Below are 19,198 nucleotides of genomic sequence, written 5' to 3'. Positions count from 1 at the left end.
ATTTGAAAATAAAAACATTCTTTTATTTATCATAATATTAGAGAACAAAATCAATTATTATTCACTAATATATAAATAAAAAGAATATCTATATTTAATGAAATTAAAAATGCACTTTGAATATATAAACCACATATATTCAAGGTGCATTTAATATAAATTACTTAAGTAATAACCAATGATTAGTATTTATCTATCTCTTTCGCAATACTCTCAGCGACTTGCTGCCACCCCATTGATAACGTGCGAACTAGCTCAGGGTAGCCATCTTCATTTTGGTCTAACTGTACATCAAAATTACGACGGATCACGTTTTTATCATGAGTGTAAGTCCAAAAGCCTTGGATTAATACTTTACCATCATACCGCCCATTAAAGGCCGTCAAAGTAATATCAAGTGTATCCGGTGAGTTTTGTAATGGCTGCAAAGACACGAGTTTTTCAGGTAACGCTGCAGATAATTCACTCACCATCGACTGACCAAGCTGTTGTTCTAAAGGACTCGCCCATAGATGCGTACTTGCATTGGTATAACTGACATCTGTCGTTTGGTAAGTAATCCCATTTGATGTCAGCACATCTGATAACATGATGCGTTGTAACCACACTTGGCCTTTATTCATCACCTCTGCAGATTGTGTCTGAGGAGTTTTCATTGGCAGTTGGTAGTACTTTTTCTCTGGGGTACTGCTACAAGCTGCCAATAATAAAACAAATATTGATAGTAAATATCTCATTATTTTTTCACTCCTTTAGGCTCAACATCCTTCGTTGGCTCAGCTTCGAAAACTAACGCATTACTCTTATTATTCAAAGTACGTAGAAGCGGCTGAACTTCTCTTAATACTTGGTCTAAACGCTGCATGTTATCCACCATTTTATTATAAGCTGGAGAACCAGGTTGGAAACCTTGCATTGCACGGTTCATTTCTTGCAGTGTTTTTTGCAAGTCATGAGGTAAATTTTGGAACTCTTTACTCGCCATAACTTTGTTGAGTTGAGCCAACATCGCATTAGCTTCTTTAACAACTTTCTGCCCTTCTGCCAATGTTTGTGTCGTTTGGTTAAGCATCGGTTCAATTGGCATATTGTTAATTTTATCCAACACCGCAATGACTTTTTGTTGAATTTGCGCTAAACCTGCACTGGTTGTTGGGATAATTTTATAGCCGGCAACCACGGTTGGGCCTTTATAAGGCTCTGCATTTTGCACAAAATCCAAATCAACAAATAACGCACCCGTTAATAAATTCCCTGATTTTAGTGATGCCCTTAAGCCATCTTTCAAAGCTAAATTTAATTCATTTTTTAAATTAAAGTTCTTACCGACATCCTTAGAAAAACGTTCTGGTTCAATGTGGATCAAAACAGGAATTCTAAAGTCATTATCCAGTGATTGGTCTAAACCTTCGGTATAAAAAGGCACTTGTGCAACAGTACCTAAACGAATACCACGGAACTCTACCGGCGCGCCCGGTTGTAGGCCTCGCACTGAGTCTGAGAAGAATAAGACAAAATCTTGATACTGTGTATACAAGGAATTTTGAATACTGCTTTGGTTGTCAAACAGTTGGAATTCAGCATTTTCCTTCACATTAGCACCAGGAACCCACCCGGTTGGAACATCAAAACTCACACCACCGGTCAATAATGTCGCAATTGAGCCCATTTCAACATGCACGCCTTGGGATGACATATCAAAAGCTATACCGCTATCTTTCCAAAAACGTACATTTGAACTAATCAATTTGTCATAAGGCGCATTGATAAATAATTGATAACGCATATCGCGTTTATCCATATCAAAGTCGCTCGTTTCAACAGAACCGACCCGGTAACCACGGAATAACACTGGGTCACCTGGATTTAATTGTCCTGCCTTATCGCTCACCAATACAACACGAATTCCCTTAGCATCAGGTGATGCAAGAGGTGGGGTATCCAATAAGGTAAACTCGAAATGCTCTTTTGCCGCTAAGCCCGGTTGAAGCTCAATGTAAGCACCTGAAAGTAATGTACCTAGCCCAGTAACGCCATCACGCCCAATTGTTGGTTTTACAATCCAAAACGCAGAATCAGTACGCAGTAATTCTTTCATTTCATTGTTCAAACGCGCTTTAATGACCACTCGACTAAAATTGTCATCAAGCGTCACACTTTCCACAACGCCAATATCGACGCTACGGCTTTTAATTTTGGTTTTACCTGCTTCTATTCCTTCAGCATTGTAAGTGATTAATGTCACTTCAGGGCCTTGGTTGCTAAAATGGTAAAATAAGACCCAAGCGCCAAGCAAGACTGTCACTATTGGGATCACCCATACAGGCGACCAACTTTTTAACTTACTAATTTTGGCATTGGCCTGTGGTGTTTCTTTATCAGTCACCCGATGACTCCTTCTTGTTCAACAGTATTTACTGCATTTCTTCTTTCACAGCGATCCCAAGTTAATCTGGGGTCAAAGGTCATCGCTGCAAACATTGTGAGAATAACAACCACACCAAAGAAAATAATCCCCATCGCAGGGACAATATTCATCAATTGCCCCATTTGAACCAAAGAGGCTAAAATGGTGATAACAAACACATCTATCATTGACCAACGGCCAACATACTCCACCAGCTCATAAATAAAATGCATACGATGCGGGTCCCGATTACCATACCCTTTGGAATCTAGGCAAAGCCATGCAATTCCTATCATTTTCAATGTAGGCACCATAATACTGGCAACAAAAATCACCATAGCAACAGGATATGACCCGTCTTCCCACAGTAAAATGACGCCATCAATAATGGTCGAATTTAATGCTGTACCTAACGTGTTTGTGGTCATCATCGGCAATACATTCGCAGGGATATACAACATAATTGATGTCATTAAAAGAGCCAAAGTCCATTGTAAACTTTGTTTTTTACGTACACTACCATGTGAGTGGCAGCGTGGGCATTTTGATTGTTCAGCCGGTAAAATTGCCGTACACACTAGACATAAGCGTACATCTTGCTTAATCCCCGTCTGGCCGACAATTAACGGCCTATCTAATTTCGGCGCAGCTTCAATTCGGTTCCATAGCCAATGGCGGTCTAAGCATTGGAAAGCCCTTACTTGCAGCATGCAATACGCGCAATAAGGTAAAAAGCTTAACCCGATACCAATATCGCCGTAAGCTATCAATTTAACAAAACTGACTAAGACCCCCGCTAGAAAAATCTCAGCCATGCACCACGTTTTCATTTGGAACAAAATACGGGTGATCACCACTTTAATATTTTTAGGAATATGAACCTGCACCCCTAAAAGGATGATTGTGACCATACAAAATGCAGGAATAACCAATGAAAAAAACAGAAAAAATAGCGCCAAACCGCTATAGCGCGTGGTAGCTATAATTTCAATTATTTGGAATAACGATATTTCATTTTCAATCCCTGCGGCGCCCATCTTAACAAAGGGAAATAAGCAGGCAATAAATAGCATAATTAATGCACTAAATGCATATGCTGCTGGCTGCTTATACGGATATCGCCACTTTGAGACCAATGTGGTTTCGCAGCGTGGACACGTTGCTTTGCTCCCTTGTTCCAATTCAGGAACTGCAACCAACATGTCACACTGAGGACAAAGCACATGTTCATGAGACTCATGGTTGCACAAAGTGTATTTGCTCCTTTAATTAAAGCGTCATTCGCCGTTTTTCAGTAATTCAAGCTCTTGCCAACGGTCAAACGCTTGCTCTAATTCAGCTTCTTTTGCAGATAGCTGAGTCAGCGTTTTTTCTGTTACATCATGCGGTTGGTTGAAAAAATCTGCATCGCCAACTTGAGCTTGTAGTGCTTCAATATCACTTTCAAGTTGTTCCAATTTTGCTGGCAACTGTTCCAATTCACGTAATAAATTATAACTGAGCTTATTTGACCGCTTTACCGCTTCTTTCGGTTTCGTTGGTTTATCTTGGCCAGCCACTTTACCTGTTTGTTCTGCTTTCAAACTCACGGTTTGTGCTCTTTGCTGTTGAGCATCGTAATACCCGCCAGCAAAACGGTTAATCACGCCATTACCTTCAAAGATCCAGCATTCCGTCACGCTGTTATCGACAAACTCTCGGTCATGGCTAACCAATAAAACCGTTCCTTGGTAACCATCAACTAATTCTTCAAGTAACTCTAAAGTTTCGACATCAAGGTCGTTAGTCGGTTCATCGAGGATCAATAAGTTACTTGGTTTTAGGAATAAACGCGCAAGCAATAACCGATTACGCTCACCTCCAGAAAGTGCCCTAACCGGTGTCATTGCACGTTTTGGCGGGAACATAAAGTCTTGCAAATAGCCGAGAACATGGCGTGGCTTACCATTCACCATGACTTCTTGTTTACCTTCCGCTAAATTATCCATCACGGTTTTATCTGGGTCCAATGCTGCGCGGTGCTGGTCGAAATAAGCAACTTCCAACTTAGTCCCACAATGTACTCGTCCGCTATCTGCTTGCAAATCCCCCAACATCAAACGCAATAATGTTGTTTTACCACAACCGTTTGGCCCAACTAGCGCGATTTTATCGCCACGTAATACTTGAGCTGAAAAATCTTTTACCAATACTTTATTATCAATCTGGTAATTCACATTTTCCATTTCAAATACAATTTTGCCAGAACGGGCAGCTTCACCCACTTGCATTTTCGCTGTGCCCATCACTTCACGACGCTGTGAACGCTCTACCCGTAGGGCTTTTAACGCACGAACACGCCCTTCGTTACGAGTACGTCGCGCTTTAATACCTTGGCGGATCCACGTCTCTTCTTGGGCTAATTTGCGGTCAAATTCCGCATTTTGCATCTCTTCAACACGCAAAGCTTCTTCTTTATTCACCAAGTAGTCATCATAATTACCCGGCCAAGATGCTAATTTCCCACGGTCTAAATCAATAATACGGGTTGCCATATTACGGATAAATGAACGGTCATGGGAAATAAATACGATGCTACCTTGGAAATCTTTTAGGAAATTTTCCAGCCAAAGAATTGTTTCTATATCTAAGTGGTTGGTTGGCTCATCTAAAAAGAGTACTCGCGGGTTACTCACTAACGCACGACCCAAAGCCGCTTTACGTAGCCAACCACCTGATAATGAAGACAGTTCTGCATCTGCAGGTAAACCGAGTTTTTTCAGCACATCACTGATACGAGAATCTAATAACCATAAATTACGGTTATCTAACACCTCTTGCAATTCAGCCAATTTATTTAGATTTTTTTCACTCGGGTCGGTTTCGACCTCTTTCGCAACATGGTGATAATCTTTGAGGTACTGAGCTTGTTCTGCAACACCTTCAGCCACAAAATCAAAAATAGTGCCTTCAATATTACGCGGAGGGTCTTGCTGCAAGCGTGCAACAACTAAATCTTGCTCATAAACCAATTGGCCATCATCCAACGGCTGTTCTTTCGTTAACACACGCATTAACGTTGATTTACCTGCACCATTGCGGCCAACCAAACATACACGTTCGTTATCTTCGATATGAATTTCGGTATTATCCAGTAATGGGGCATCACTAAACGAAAGGTATGCACCCGACAAATTAATTAAAGCCATTGATTCTATCCTTACTCTGCGTGGCTAATTAGCCAGCAGTTATGTATTTGACGGTTACGAGCAAAATCTTCTGACAGTGTTTTCGCTGTGATTTCTTGCGCTTGTAAACCTAATTCTTTAATTGCTTCAAGATCCATTTTGAAACCACGTTTGTTATTAGAAAACATTACGGTTCCACCACGGCGTAATAACCGCTTTAGGTGGGTAATCAATTGGATATGATCCCGTTGCACATCAAACGTACCATCCATGCGTTTTGAATTTGAGAATGTTGGGGGATCAATAAAGATCACATCAAATTGTTCCCGGCTATTCGCTAGCCAACTCAAGCAGTCCGCTTGAATTAAACGGTGCTGGCGACCTGTAAGTCCGTTCGCTTGTAGATTTTTTTCAGCCCACTCAAGATAAGTACGTGACATATCAACGGAAGTGGTACTTTTCGCGCCACCAAGCCCCGCATGTACAGTCGCGGTACCGGTGTAACAGAACAAATTTAAGAAATCTGCATCTTTACTCATCTGGCCTAACATTTTACGGGCAATACGATGGTCAAGAAATAACCCCGTATCCAGATAGTCCGTCAAATTCACCAACATTTTCGCATTGTATTCTTGCACTAAAAAGAAATCGTCTTTTTGCGCTAATTTCTCATACTGCTGCTTGCCTTTTTGGCGCTGGCGCGTTTTTAACACTAGCTGATTCGATGTCAGTTCTAGCACATTCATTGTTGCAGTGATCACATCAAACAGGCGTTGACGAGCTTTGCGTTCATCAACGGTTTTTGGCGGTGCATATTCTTGGATCACCACCTTATCGCCATAAATATCAACCGCAACATTGTATTCAGGTAGGTCGGCATCATAAACACGGTAGCAATCGATCCCTTGCTGCTTTGCCCATTTACTTAATTTCTTGATATTTTTACGTAAGCGATTTGCAAAATCAGGTGAAATCTCCGCGATGGTCTCTGACGGTGTAGCCGCTAATTGATAATTCTTTTGAACACAATCTAAAGGGCCGTTTTTGGCTTTAAACTCACGCTCTGAACGCAGTTGCAAGCAGCTGAGTAGCTCGGGAGAAGCACTAAAAATCGATAAACGCCAACCAGGGAAGCGGGCCTTCACGATCCGCCCTAACTGACTATGTAGCGCAATTAAAGCAGGCTCACTTTCTAAACGCTCACCATACGGGGGGTTGCTAATGATTGTGCCTAACGTATCGACCTTAACTGGGTTTTCCAATGCAGCGGCATCACCTTGCTTAAAGGTGATTAAATCTTGTAACCCTGCCCGGCGTGCGTTCGCACGAGCCATTTCAAGTACACGCTTATCGATATCAAAACCATAAAAGCGCGATGTCGTCTCTTTCAAACCTTGGCGGAAACGCACTTGCGCTTCCGTGGTTAATTCACGCCAAAGTTCCGCGTTAAATTTAGACCATGCATAAAACCCCCAATGAGTACGGTGTAAGCCGGGGGCTTTATCCGTTGTCATCATTGCGGCTTCAATTAACAATGTTCCTGAACCACACATCGGGTCGACCAAGGGAGTTCCTTGCTGCCAACCTGAACGGTTAATAATTGCTGCTGCCAGTGTCTCTTTTAAGGGGGCTTGGCCTGCCAAATCACGGTAGCCACGAATATGTAATGAATCACCACTCAAATCGAGAGCCACACTGGCTTTCTCTTTATTCAGATAGACGTTAATACGAATATCCGCTTGCTGGCGAGCCACATCAGGCCGCTGGTCAAGCTTGCGTACAAAGCTGTCTACGATAGCATCTTTCACTTTCAATGCGCCGTATTGGCTATTGCGAATTTCTTCGTTAGTCCCCGTAAAATGAACAACAAAGGTATCATTGACTGAAAAAATCTCACTCCAGTCGATAGCTTGTACACCGAGGTACAAATCTAGGTCACTGTAGACATCAAAATCATTCAGTGGCAATAAAATACGCGATGCCAGCCGACTCCACAGTAGGCTTTGATACATCACACGTTCGTCGGCCTGAAAATAGACACCCCCTTGGGCCACTTTGCATTGGCTAGCGCCAAGCGATTCTAATTCCGTTTTCAGTAGTTCTTCAAGGCCGCGAGCTGTGCTGGCAAACAGAGAATTCATAGTATTTATTACCAATTTGGATGAAAAATTGTTGCGCATTATAGCTAATCTTATGCAGTTGTCATAAAGTTGCTACGCACAATTATAAGGATTAAAAAATGATAACGCTTTCGCGCCTTTACACACACCCAGTTAAATCTATGCGAGGAGTTCGTTTATCCCACGCCTTCGCTGATATTAGCGGTTTGACTTTTGATCGTAATTTTATGGTAACCACGCTGGAAGGTAAGTTTATTACGGCGAGAAAATATCCACAAATGTTACTTTTTACACCGGTAATGCTCAATAATGGTCTTCACTTGCGAGCACCAAATGGCGAAAGTGCAACGGTATTGTATCAGGACTTTAACGAGAAGCAGAGCCCTACTGAAGTTTGGGGTAATCATTTTCATGCACTTATTGCACCTGAAGCGATAAATAGTTGGTTAAGTACCTTTTTTGATGAGCCCGTACAACTACGCTGGCTGAGCCCACAGCTTTCTCGCCGTGTCAAAGAACACCAAGATGTGCCGATGTCTTTTGCTGATGGCTACCCTTTCTTACTGATCAACGAAGCTTCAGTCCAAGAACTACAGCGCCGTTGCCCTGCGAGTATTAAATTAGAGCAGTTTCGTGGCAATTTAATCATTACAGGTGCCAAGCCTTTTGAAGAAGACACATGGAAAACCATTCAAATTGGTGATGTCGTTTTTACATTAGATAGGCCATGTAGCCGGTGCATTTTAACGACCGTTAGCCCAGAAAAAGGAATTAAACATCCCCACAGTGAGCCACTTGCGACACTGCAAACCTTCCGTTCAGATGAAACTGGTGATGTCGATTTCGGACAAAATGTGATTATTAAAAATACGGGGGTTATTCGTGTTGGTGATACCCTGACGGTACTAGAAACTAAACCAGCAAAACAATATTTAGTTCAAGAACGTGAAAGTGACCTAGCAGCTAATAGCTTGAAGACCCAAGCCAATAATGTCAGTTTAGTTTTTGAAGAAACAGAATATGAAGGTGATAACCAAAATGTGATCCTTGAGCAATTAGAATCCAATGGTTTAACTATCCCTTATTCATGTCGTGCTGGTATCTGCGGCCGCTGTAAAATTAAACTGATTTCAGGAGAAGTCACCCCATTAAAACAAAGCGCCATTAAAGAAAACGGTTATATACTCGCCTGTAGTTGTATCCCGAAAACATCTGTTAAATTAGCGTTTAACTAAGCACTGGTTTTATTTTTAACACCATCAAGGGTTCAATTCTATGATGGTGTTAAACACGCAAACTGGGATTCATTAAATTAGCAAAAAGCCTATTTATTTAGTTATTCTTTTTTCCACGATCTTAAGTGATCACCTAAATAGCATTACCATATAGTTGACGTTTCACTTTAGATGAATACTCAAGCATGCGATCGTTCATGATCTTAATAGGATCGCAAAACCGTAAAGTTCGATCGGGTAATTCTAATATTGGTTCAGCTAATAAACATAAACTCGCAGATGGACCAGCTTCCGCAATAATAAATGTGAAGTAACGGTTCGTATTTTCTAAACACACTTGAATTATTTGCCCTTGCTTAGGCTCACGAATATAGTGAAATGAAGAAAAATACCAACTCTTTGGCATCTGTGGTTTTAAAAAACGAAAAGCAACTAAGCTATTTAAGACTAATTCAGCTCTTTCTTCATGAGTAATATTTAATCTTTTAGCCTGTTCATCGAATAAATAATATTCACCTGCATCTTCGATGCTAAATGGCATCTCATTACGAGCAAAAACCGTTAGCATCTTAGCAGGAAAACATGAACGAAATATCATGCCGTTGGCGAGATCTAACATCACCCTATTATGGTCATGATCAAAATACCAACGCCAATGATCATCAGGTTTAATATTCATAAACGATCCTTTAGCGATTTACCGGTAAATATAACAGAAAGGATCGATATCATGATCTTTTCTAAATTTACTCTAAAGTGTATTTTTATGCGCTAAATTAACTGCTAAATAAATTACTTTATAAATAGTCGGATAATGTCGTTATCTAAATAGCAAACTAGCTGCAAATTGGTATCAATTTGATATAAAAATAGCCACTATTAGCAATATAGTTTAAAAGGGGGCATAAATAAACCCCCTTGATACGTAAATTTACAATTTATTACTAGATATGATTAACAATATCTTTAATTAATTTTGGCCCATGGTAAATAAAACCAGAATAAATTTGAATTAAAGAGGCACCCGCTTCCATTTTTTCACGTGCAGCCGTAAGGGAATCAATTCCACCGACTCCAATTATTGGCAGTTTTCCATTTAACTCACGTGAAATAAGTTTAATAACTTGCGTACTTTTTAATTGCACAGGACGACCACTTAATCCCCCCGTTTCATTACAATGATTAATCCCTTGAACCAAAGAGCGGTCTAACGTGGTATTCGTCGCAATAACGCCATCGATATTATGTCTAACTAGGCTATCTGAAACTTGGATAATTTCCTCTTCAGATAAATCAGGCGCAACTTTTACAGCAACAGGCACATATTTTTGGTGCTGTAATTGTAATTCCAGTTGCTTTGCTTTTATGCTACTTAATAAATCATCCAGTGCTTCGCCATATTGTAATGTTCGTAGCCCAGGCGTATTTGGTGAGGAAATATTAATAGCAATATAACCAGCATGTGCATAGACCTTATCCATGCAAATTAAATAGTCATCTTTACCTTGTTCGACTGGCGTATCTTTATTTTTACCAATATTGATACCAATGATCCCGCCATAATTCGATTTTTTAACATTCTCTACAAGGTTATCGACACCTTTATTATTAAACCCCATCCGGTTAATTAAACCTTCAGCTTCTACAAGTCGAAATAACCGCGGTTTGTCATTACCTGACTGAGGACGAGGGGTTACCGTACCAATTTCTATAAACCCAAACCCCATGGCACCAAATGCATCAATACATTCACCATCTTTATCTAAACCCGCGGCGAGCCCTAGTGGGTTTTTGAAGGAAAGCCCCATGCATTGAACAGGTTTAGTGGCAACAGATTGGCGAATAAGACATTGGAAAGGGGAATGATTCAAACGTTGAAGCTGGCGAAAAGTCAATTCATGTGCTTTTTCAGGGTCGAGCTGGAACAGTGCCTTGCGGGCAAGGTGATATAGCATATCCAATAACCTATTTTTACTAGTACGTTTCAATAGAGTAGACATCATATCGCACGCTAAAACCCCGCCAAATACAATTTGCCGAGCTTTCATTCATACATGCGGTTTTTTCGTCGGATAAAACGCGCTATAGATTACCCTATCTCACCACCCTTTTACTATGAAAAAATCAATAAAAATGCGTTTGCCTGGGTTTTCGAGGGAAAACAAGCATTTTATGAGAGTTATCTCTCATTTAATATTCCACTTTTGTCATAAACAATAATAAGCCGCTAAATGAAATTTTTTAGCGGCTTATTAAAACCAACAACTAGCTAGCTATATATAAACTAGCTTTCTAACGCTTTGGTTATTTTTTCAAATAGATCACCAGACAGGTTATCAAGTGCTTTTAATTGCTCAAGCACTTTACGCATCTGTGCTTGGCGCTTTTCGTCGTAACGTTTTAAACGGATCAACGGCTCAATCAGTCTTGAAGCCACTTGCGGGTTGCGCGTATTGAGATCAACTAAAATTTCATACAAAAATTGGTAACCACTGCTATCTTCTGCATGGAAATTAACAGGATTCCCCGCAGTGAAAGCCCCAACAAGTGAGCGAACACGGTTAGGGTTACCCATGCTAAATGAGCGGTGATCCAATAATTCACGTACATTAGCAAGCGCTTCTTTTGCAGGGTTCGCCCCTTGTAATGTAAACCACTTATCCATGACTAACCCGTCATGATGCCAGCGCTCATCAAAATCTGACATTAACTGGGCTTTACAAGGTAACTGTGACTCGTTTGCTGCGGTCAATGCGGCCAATGAATCCGTCATGTTATCCGCTGATTCGTATTGTTCCAACACTAGTTTGTTCGCCAGCTCGCTATCATCACCCGCGGCTAAGTATTGCAGGCAAATGTTACGCAATGAGCGTTTAGCAATATCTTGGTGATCAACACGATAACCATCAATATGTATGGATCGATAAACCGAGAGAAGTTCATCATGCATTTCTACCGCTAAATGATGATGAATAAAGTTCACAACTTCGTGGATCGCAACAGGGTCGATAACCGTAAATAATTCTGCTAGCTCGTTTTCGGAAGGTAACGTTAAGATCAATGCGACTAATGCAGGATCAATCGAATCACTTAATAATACACCCCGAAAAGCATCTACCACTGGCTCAGGTAAAACTAATGCTTCACCTTTTTGATAATGAGCCACATTAATTTTTACATAATTATTAATAAGTTGTTGAGCCGCATCCCAACGAGAGAATTCATTACTTGCGTGCTGCATCAAGAAAGCCAGTTGCTCATCTGTGTAGTTGTAATCTAATTTTACAGGGGCTGAAAACTCACGTAATAAAGATGGAACTGGGCGGCTTGTCACCTCATCAAAAACAAACGTTTGAGTTTCTTGCGTAATGTTTAGCACCGAATTCACGACGCTACCCTCACGTTTTAGCGTGATAATTCCACCTTGCTCATCATAGAGCTCAATATCCAATGGGATATGCAATGGTTGCTTCTCTGCTTGATCTGCCGTCGGTGGCGTCATTTGGCTAACATGTAGCGTATATTGCTGTTTTTCTGGTGAATATTCATCACGCACAGTTAAAACGGGTGTCCCTGACTGGCTATACCAACGACGAAATAGTGATAAATCAACATTTGACGCATCTTCCATCGCCTGCACAAAATCGTCACAGGTTGCTGCACTGCCATCATGGCGATGAACATAAAGTTGTATACCTGCTTGGAACATCTCCTCACCCAACAGAGTGTGGATCATGCGAATAACTTCCGACCCTTTTTCATACACAGTCAAAGTATAGAAGTTGTTCATTTCAATGACTTTATCTGGGCGAATTGGGTGCGCCATTGGGCTTGCATCCTCAGCAAACTGGGCTGAACGCATTACTTTGACATTGTTGATACGGTTAACAGAGCGAGAACCTAAATCTGAACTAAATTCTTGATCGCGGAAAACGGTTAGCCCTTCTTTAAGGCTCAATTGGAACCAATCACGACAAGTAATGCGGTTTCCTGTCCAATTATGGAAATACTCGTGGCCAATCACGGATTCGATATTCAGATAGTCTTTATCTGTCGCGGTTTCGCTTTTGGCTAAAACATATTTCGAGTTAAAGACATTCAACCCTTTATTTTCCATTGCTCCCATGTTGAAGAAATCAACAGCAACAATCATATAGATATCAAGGTCATACTCTAAACCAAAGCGTTCTTCATCCCATTTCATGGCATTTTTAAGGGACTGCATTGCCCAAGGAGCACGGTCTAAATTGCCTTTATCAACAAAGAGCTCTAACGCAACTTCACGACCACTGCGAGTGACAAAGGTGTCTTTTAAAACGTCAAAATCACCTGCGACTAAGGCAAATAAATAACTTGGTTTCGGGAATGGGTCTTCCCACTTAACCCAATGGCGGCCGTCTTCTAACTCACCTTCTGCGATACGGTTCCCATTTGAAAGTAAATAAGGATAACGTAATTTATCCGCTGTAATTGTGGTGGTATAGCGAGCTAATACATCTGGTCGGTCTTGGTAATAGGTAATATGGCGGAAACCTTCTGCTTCACATTGTGTGCATAACGCCTCACCTGAAACATATAACCCTTCTAGCGCAGTATTTTTCTCAGGGCTAATTTCATTCACAATCCGTAGTGTGAAAGATTCAGGCAATGATTCAATAATTAATTTACCTTCGGATTCTTTATAGTTTTGCCACGCTTTGCTATCGACTTCTAGGCTGACTAACGATAAATCTTCGCCATTGAGCTCAAGCGTTGAAGATTGCGGATTAAGGCGTTTTACCTTACTTACTGCGGTAACAATCGTTTTCACTGGGTCAAGATTAAAATCGAGGTCAATCTCTGTAATTGTGTAATCAGGTGCTTGATAATCCTGACGATATTTCGCTTGTCTTAACTGGGTCATAAGTAACCTTTTAATTCGTTATATTCAATATCGTACTGCTTTATTACTTATACAATACTATAAGCCACAATAATGTGAATGGATTTGAGAAACATTTTCATCAAAAAATGTTATCTATTTTTATAGCTATGTTAGTTTTATATAACACACCGTACTTAACTTTGTTAAAAATTCGTTTGCTTGTTGGTGCTATTGCACTATTAAATATTTTATGGCGTGTTAGTATCTTTTGGTGATTAATGCTTTCATCTGTTTCTATGAGGCACAATACGAATAAAGCGTATTTATTTGATTCCATAGTAATACAGAAAATAGTTATACAAAAAAGCAATACGCGAATTTAGATTGCCGTGCTCCTTGAAAGCAAGAGGTAGAATAACACTTCTATCTTTTGCTAAAGTGAGTATACTTTTGCAACTTTAACGATTTAGCTAACAACTATTGCAACTTTTATCTCATTGTGACTTTTTGAAAATCAAACAGCTTTCAAGGGAAACAAGAGTAAAAATTAACAGCATTAGTGGTAAAGATAAGCTCCGCGAGGATGTCTGCGTTCCATGAATCTAGACGCTACACCAATTATTACATCACTGCTTGATACCGATGCTTACAAGCTTCATATGCAGCAGGCCGTTTTCCACCGTTACTATCAGGTACCGGTTGTCGCTGAATTTCGCTGTCGTAGCAGTGAAATCTTAGGTGCTTACGCCGATGAAATTAGGCAACAAATTCAGTTAATGGCTAAATTGTCACTTTCTGATGATGAACTGGGTTTTCTCCGCCGCTTACCTTTTTTCCAAGAAGACTACCTTATGTGGTTAAGGTCATTCCGCTTTAACCCAGAACAAGTCGTTGTCAGTACCACCGACGAAGGCCAATTGGCTATTCGCATTAGTGGGCCTTGGCGTGAAGTGATCATGTGGGAGGTACCACTCCTTGCATTGGTCAGTGAAATCATCCAAAAAGATAGGCATCCAAACATTCATCCTGACGATGCTGTTCAGCAACTCAAAAAGCTGCTAAATGTTTTCTATCAACAAGCCGATGAACACCAGCTTGATTTGTCTCACTTTAAGCTCATGGACTTTGGTACACGCCGCCGTTTCTCCTACGACGTACAATCCGCCATTGTTTCAATGCTTAAACAAGAATTTCCTTATCTTGTTGGGACAAGCAATTACAAACTTGCACACGAATTAGATTTATCCCCTGTTGGCACACAAGCCCATGAATGGTTCCAAGCCCACCAGCAAATCAGCCCTGAATTAGCAAATAGCCAACGCGAGGCATTACAAAGTTGGCTAGATGAATATCCTAATCACTTGGGTGTCGCATTAACTGACTGTATCACCATGGATGCCTTTTTGCGTGATTTTGATGTTAACTTTGCGAACCGCTACCAAGGATTGCGCCATGATTCAGGGGACCCGATCGAATGGGGTGAAAAAGCCATTGCTCATTACCAAAAATTGGGGATTGACCCGATGAGCAAAACGCTAGTGTTCTCAGACAGTTTAGACTTGCAAAAAGCACTTGAATTATATCGTTATTTTCATCAGCGGATTAACCTTGTTTTTGGTATCGGCACGCGTCTAACCTGCAATATTCCAAATGTAACCCCGTTGAATATTGTGATTAAACTCGTAGAGTGCAATGGTAAGCCTGTCGCTAAGCTATCTGATAGCCCAGGAAAAACCATTTGTGAAGATGATGAGTTCGTCAATCAACTCAGAAAAGCGTTCGACCTACCTAAAATGGAAAAAGCCTGTTAACTAAGTCGCTTTTCCCCAGCTCTGAGTAAGAATTTGCACTTTTCTTGCCCAGAGCTTCAAAACCCTCTTTTTCTTTTATTCACTTACTATTACTATAGCTTTTAAGCTCAATACCCACGCTTCGCTTCAACAGAAATGTTTTATCGCGATTTTTTACTTGTTTCCTAATAAATGGCAAGTAACATAGAGCTTTGGCCCCTGAAAAATGGGATTTCGTTAATATCCCTACTTTAACTATTTTAATCGCCATAAGCCGATGACATTTTTTGAATCATATTCATAGATATAAGCGGTCGAATGGATTTAAAACAATTTGAATTACATCCTAAATAATTCGAGTTGTAGGAAGGCGGCAAACAAAGTGAGCCCTAGGAGCATACATAAGTATGTGACTAGGGTCGGTTTGTGAAGCCAACGCATCTACGGCTCGAAGTATGACGGATTGAGATAGTCGAAGTAGATATCGTTAAATATGAAGAGAGTGAATTATATGATAGTAGCGCCTGTAGTCGACGTACTGCAAGGCCGAGTGGCGGTAGGCACAGAAGTCACCGTTCAAGGCTGGGTACGTACAAGGAGAGATTCAAATGCTGGTTTTTCTTTCCTCGCCGTTTATGACGGCTCTTGCTTTAATCCGTTACAGGCTATCATTAATAATAATATATCTAATTATAATGACGAAGTCCTGCACCTCACAACTGGCTGTTCTGTTGAAGTTACGGGTACCGTAAAAGAATCCCCAGGCCAAGGTCAATCATTTGAACTTGAAGCCACTGCTGTAAAAGTCGTTGGCTGGGTTGAAGACCCTGACACCTACCCAATGGCAGCAAAACGCCACAGTGTTGAGTTTTTACGTGAAGCAGCGCACTTGCGCCCGCGCACTAACTTAATTGGTGCTGTTGCACGTGTGCGCCACACTTTAGCGCAAGCAATCCACCGTTTCTTTGATGAACAAGGCTACTTCTGGGTTTCTACGCCAATCATTACCGCTTCCGATACCGAAGGCGCAGGTGAGATGTTCCGTGTTTCCACGCTGGACTACAACAACCTGCCACGTAATGACAAAGGTGAAGTGGACTTCAGCGAAGACTTCTTTGGTCGCGAAGCGTTCTTAACTGTATCAGGCCAACTGAATGGTGAAGCTTACGCAACTGCAATTAGCAAAGTCTATACTTTCGGCCCAACCTTCCGTGCTGAAAACTCAAATACTAGCCGTCACTTAGCTGAGTTCTGGATGGTCGAACCTGAAGTGGCTTTTGCCTCTTTAGACGATGTCGCAGGTCTGGCAGAAAAAATGTTGAAATTCGCCTTCAAAGCTGCTCTTGAAGAACGCCGCGATGACTTAGAGTTCTTTACACAACGTGTTGATAAAGACGTTATCAACCGCTTAGAAAGCTTTGTTAACTCAGACTTTGCACAAGTTGATTACACAGACGCCATTAAAATCCTTGAAACTTGTGGTCAAAAATTCGAAAACCCAGTTTATTGGGGCGTCGATATGTCGTCTGAACATGAGCGCTACTTAGCAGAACAACACTTTAAAGCGCCTGTTGTTGTGAAAAACTACCCGAAAGACATCAAAGCTTTCTATATGCGTCTCAATGAAGATGGCAAAACGGTTGCCGCGATGGACGTATTAGCACCGGGTATTGGTGAGATCATCGGTGGCTCACAGCGTGAAGAACGTCTTGATATGCTAGATGCACGCCTTGAAGAAATGGGTATGAATAAAGAAGATTACTGGTGGTACCGTGATCTGCGTCGTTATGGCACCGTTCCTCACTCAGGTTTCGGCCTTGGTTTTGAGCGTTTAGTAGCTTATGTCACTGGTGTCGGTAACGTGCGTGAAGTCATTCCATTCCCACGTACCCCAAGAAATGCTGCGTTCTAATAACCGCTTTTCTGTATTAACCCCCTAAATAACGGGTCAACTAATGTTGACCCGTTATTTTTCACTCTAATATATTTTTAACTACGGACTATTTCAGTCCATTACATAAAATTGCAGCCACATGATAACCCGATCACATTTTTTACGTTATCACCTTATAATTCACCCCAAAATGGCACCAATCTGCTACCGCTAAGAATAATCTGCTTTTTAATCTCACGATCCTCTTTTTACTGGTGATAAATAACCACTTTACATTCGCTAAACTGCTCAAAAAAAACCCAATTTGTCTTTTGAAAAAGTTCCCTAATTTTTGTAATATTTTTTAAACTGGTACGATGAGTGGTTATTTATTGGTCTATTTTTTACATTTTGAAACACCTTGTTACCATTTGTTTCAGAATCTTTGATTTTGTAGCACTTTGAGGGTGGATAATTTTATTTAGCAATGGAACACTGGTCGCCGACATAGACGACACTAATCTCTCACAAATAGTTCCAATTATTTTTTGCGAATTATTTTTGGCAGTGGCAGGTGTCCGAATAACACCAATGAGGGTAATAATAATGATGAAACGCAATATTCTTGCAATGGTTATCCCAGCTCTGTTAGCTGCTGGTGCAGCAAACGCAGCTGAAGTATACAACAAAGACGGCAACAAATTAGACGTTTACGGTAAAGTTGACGTTCGTCACTACCTCGCTGACGGTAGCAGCAAAGATGCTCCAAGCCAAGACGGTGATGATTCACGCGTTCGTTTAGGCCTGAAAGGTGATACTCAAATCACTGACCAACTGACTGGTTTTGGTCGTTTCGAGTGGGAAACTAAAACTAACAAAGCTGAGAACGAAGGCGAAAACAAAAACCGTTTAGCATATGCGGGTTTACGTTTTGCTGATTTCGGTTCAATCGACTACGGCCGTAACTACGGTGTGGTTTATGACACGAACGCATGGACCGACGTATTCCCATTATGGGGTGCGGACACTATGGCTCAAGCAGACAACTTCATGACTAGCCGTAACCGCAACCTGTTAACTTACCGTAACAACAACGCGTTCGGTTATGTTGATGGCCTGAGCTTTGCTCTGCAATACCAAGGTAAAAACGGTGACGACAACCTGTCTAGCTCAAGCGTTCGTAAAGACAACGGTGATGGCTTCGGTTTCTCTACCGCTTATGACTTAGGCTGGGGCGTAACACTGGGTGGTGGTTATTCTAACTCTTCACGTACACCTGCACAGAAAAACTACCCTAACGCTGGTGGTAAAAAAGCTGAAGCTTGGAACGTTGGTGGTAAATTCGACGCTAACAATGTTTACTTAGCAGCAATGTACGGTCAAACTCAAAACATGACTCGTTACGGTGCTGGCGGTACTAAATTTGATTCAGGTATTGCTAACAAAACTGAAAACGTTGAGTTAGTTGCACAATACCTGTTCGACTTCGGTCTGAAACCATCTTTAGGTTATAACCAATCTAAAGGTAAAGACTTAGGCACTTACGGTAACAAAGATCTGGTTAAATATATTTCTGTAGGTTCTTACTACTACTTCAACAAAAACATGTCTGCAGTTGTTGATTATAAAATCAACCTGTTAGATAAAAATGATTTCACCAAAGCATACGGTATCAGCACTGATAACGTAGTTGGTTTAGGTTTAGTTTACCAATTCTAATTATCAGTTAACTGATAAGTTAG

General features: G+C 40.9%; 12 protein-coding genes. 4 read left to right on the top strand and 8 right to left on the bottom strand.

Annotated features, from left to right (window positions below; all coding sequences use genetic code 11):
- Window positions 1-182: 182 nt before the first annotated feature.
- The 5 genes from pqiC to rlmKL are packed head-to-tail and all read right to left on the bottom strand — an operon-like array spanning window position 183 to window position 7,715.
- Window positions 183-737 (bottom strand): membrane integrity-associated transporter subunit PqiC, encoded by a 555-nt coding sequence (gene pqiC / locus M1E86_RS06310; RefSeq protein WP_125892671.1) that lies wholly within the window; start codon window positions 735-737, stop codon window positions 183-185.
- Entirely contained in the window at window positions 737-2,386 is a 1,650-nt protein-coding gene (gene pqiB, locus M1E86_RS06305; protein WP_125892669.1) for an intermembrane transport protein PqiB, read from the bottom strand. Before pqiB ends, pqiC begins: the two co-directional genes overlap by 1 nt.
- A complete protein-coding gene (pqiA, locus tag M1E86_RS06300; RefSeq protein ID WP_213914473.1) occupies window positions 2,383-3,657 on the bottom strand; it encodes a membrane integrity-associated transporter subunit PqiA in 1,275 nt (424 codons plus the stop codon). Before pqiA ends, pqiB begins: the two co-directional genes overlap by 4 nt.
- A gap of 27 nt (window positions 3,658-3,684) precedes the next feature.
- Window positions 3,685-5,595, bottom strand: a complete 1,911-nt coding sequence (locus M1E86_RS06295) for an ABC transporter ATP-binding protein (RefSeq protein ID WP_213914474.1) — start codon at window positions 5,593-5,595, stop codon at window positions 3,685-3,687.
- An 11-nt stretch (window positions 5,596-5,606) separates the two neighbouring features.
- Window positions 5,607-7,715, bottom strand: a complete 2,109-nt coding sequence (rlmKL, locus tag M1E86_RS06290) for a bifunctional 23S rRNA (guanine(2069)-N(7))-methyltransferase RlmK/23S rRNA (guanine(2445)-N(2))-methyltransferase RlmL (RefSeq protein WP_213914475.1) — start codon at window positions 7,713-7,715, stop codon at window positions 5,607-5,609.
- 98 nt (window positions 7,716-7,813) lie between these two features.
- On the opposite strand from rlmKL, the gene M1E86_RS06285 reads away from it, so the two are divergent.
- Window positions 7,814-8,929, top strand: coding sequence for a YcbX family protein (locus M1E86_RS06285; RefSeq protein WP_125892661.1), 1,116 nt, complete (start codon window positions 7,814-7,816; stop codon window positions 8,927-8,929).
- Between the two features lie 133 nt (window positions 8,930-9,062).
- Here the strand turns inward: M1E86_RS06285 and M1E86_RS06280 are convergent, their stop codons facing one another.
- The 3 genes from M1E86_RS06280 to pepN all read right to left on the bottom strand — a co-directional run bounded on the left by M1E86_RS06280 (window position 9,063) and on the right by pepN (window position 13,832).
- Window positions 9,063-9,608: a cell division protein ZapC gene (locus tag M1E86_RS06280; RefSeq protein ID WP_102138502.1), complete on the bottom strand. Its 546-nt coding sequence runs from the start codon at window positions 9,606-9,608 to the stop codon at window positions 9,063-9,065.
- A 265-nt stretch (window positions 9,609-9,873) separates the two neighbouring features.
- Window positions 9,874-10,884, bottom strand: coding sequence for a quinone-dependent dihydroorotate dehydrogenase (gene pyrD, locus M1E86_RS06275; RefSeq protein ID WP_213914479.1), 1,011 nt, complete (start codon window positions 10,882-10,884; stop codon window positions 9,874-9,876).
- Between the two features lie 329 nt (window positions 10,885-11,213).
- On the bottom strand, window positions 11,214-13,832 hold the full coding sequence (pepN, locus tag M1E86_RS06270) for an aminopeptidase N (RefSeq protein WP_426099293.1): 2,619 nt from the start codon (window positions 13,830-13,832) through the stop codon (window positions 11,214-11,216).
- A gap of 557 nt (window positions 13,833-14,389) precedes the next feature.
- Here pepN and pncB point away from each other — a divergent pair.
- From pncB to M1E86_RS06255, 3 genes are all read left to right on the top strand, one after another.
- Window positions 14,390-15,604, top strand: coding sequence for a nicotinate phosphoribosyltransferase (pncB, locus tag M1E86_RS06265; protein WP_213914477.1), 1,215 nt, complete (start codon window positions 14,390-14,392; stop codon window positions 15,602-15,604).
- Between the two features lie 490 nt (window positions 15,605-16,094).
- On the top strand, window positions 16,095-17,495 hold the full coding sequence (gene asnS, locus M1E86_RS06260) for an asparagine--tRNA ligase (RefSeq protein ID WP_213914478.1): 1,401 nt from the start codon (window positions 16,095-16,097) through the stop codon (window positions 17,493-17,495).
- 567 nt (window positions 17,496-18,062) lie between these two features.
- Entirely contained in the window at window positions 18,063-19,175 is a 1,113-nt protein-coding gene (locus tag M1E86_RS06255; RefSeq protein ID WP_426099292.1) for a porin, read from the top strand.
- The last annotated feature ends 23 nt before the right edge of the window (window positions 19,176-19,198 follow it).

Origin of the sequence: Providencia sp. PROV200, assembly GCF_049901995.1 — a bacterium.
In the GTDB taxonomy this organism is placed as follows: domain Bacteria; phylum Pseudomonadota; class Gammaproteobacteria; order Enterobacterales; family Enterobacteriaceae; genus Providencia; species Providencia rettgeri_E.
The sequence above is the reverse complement of the archived record's forward strand: the minus strand, read 5'-3'. Positions and strand labels throughout refer to the sequence as shown.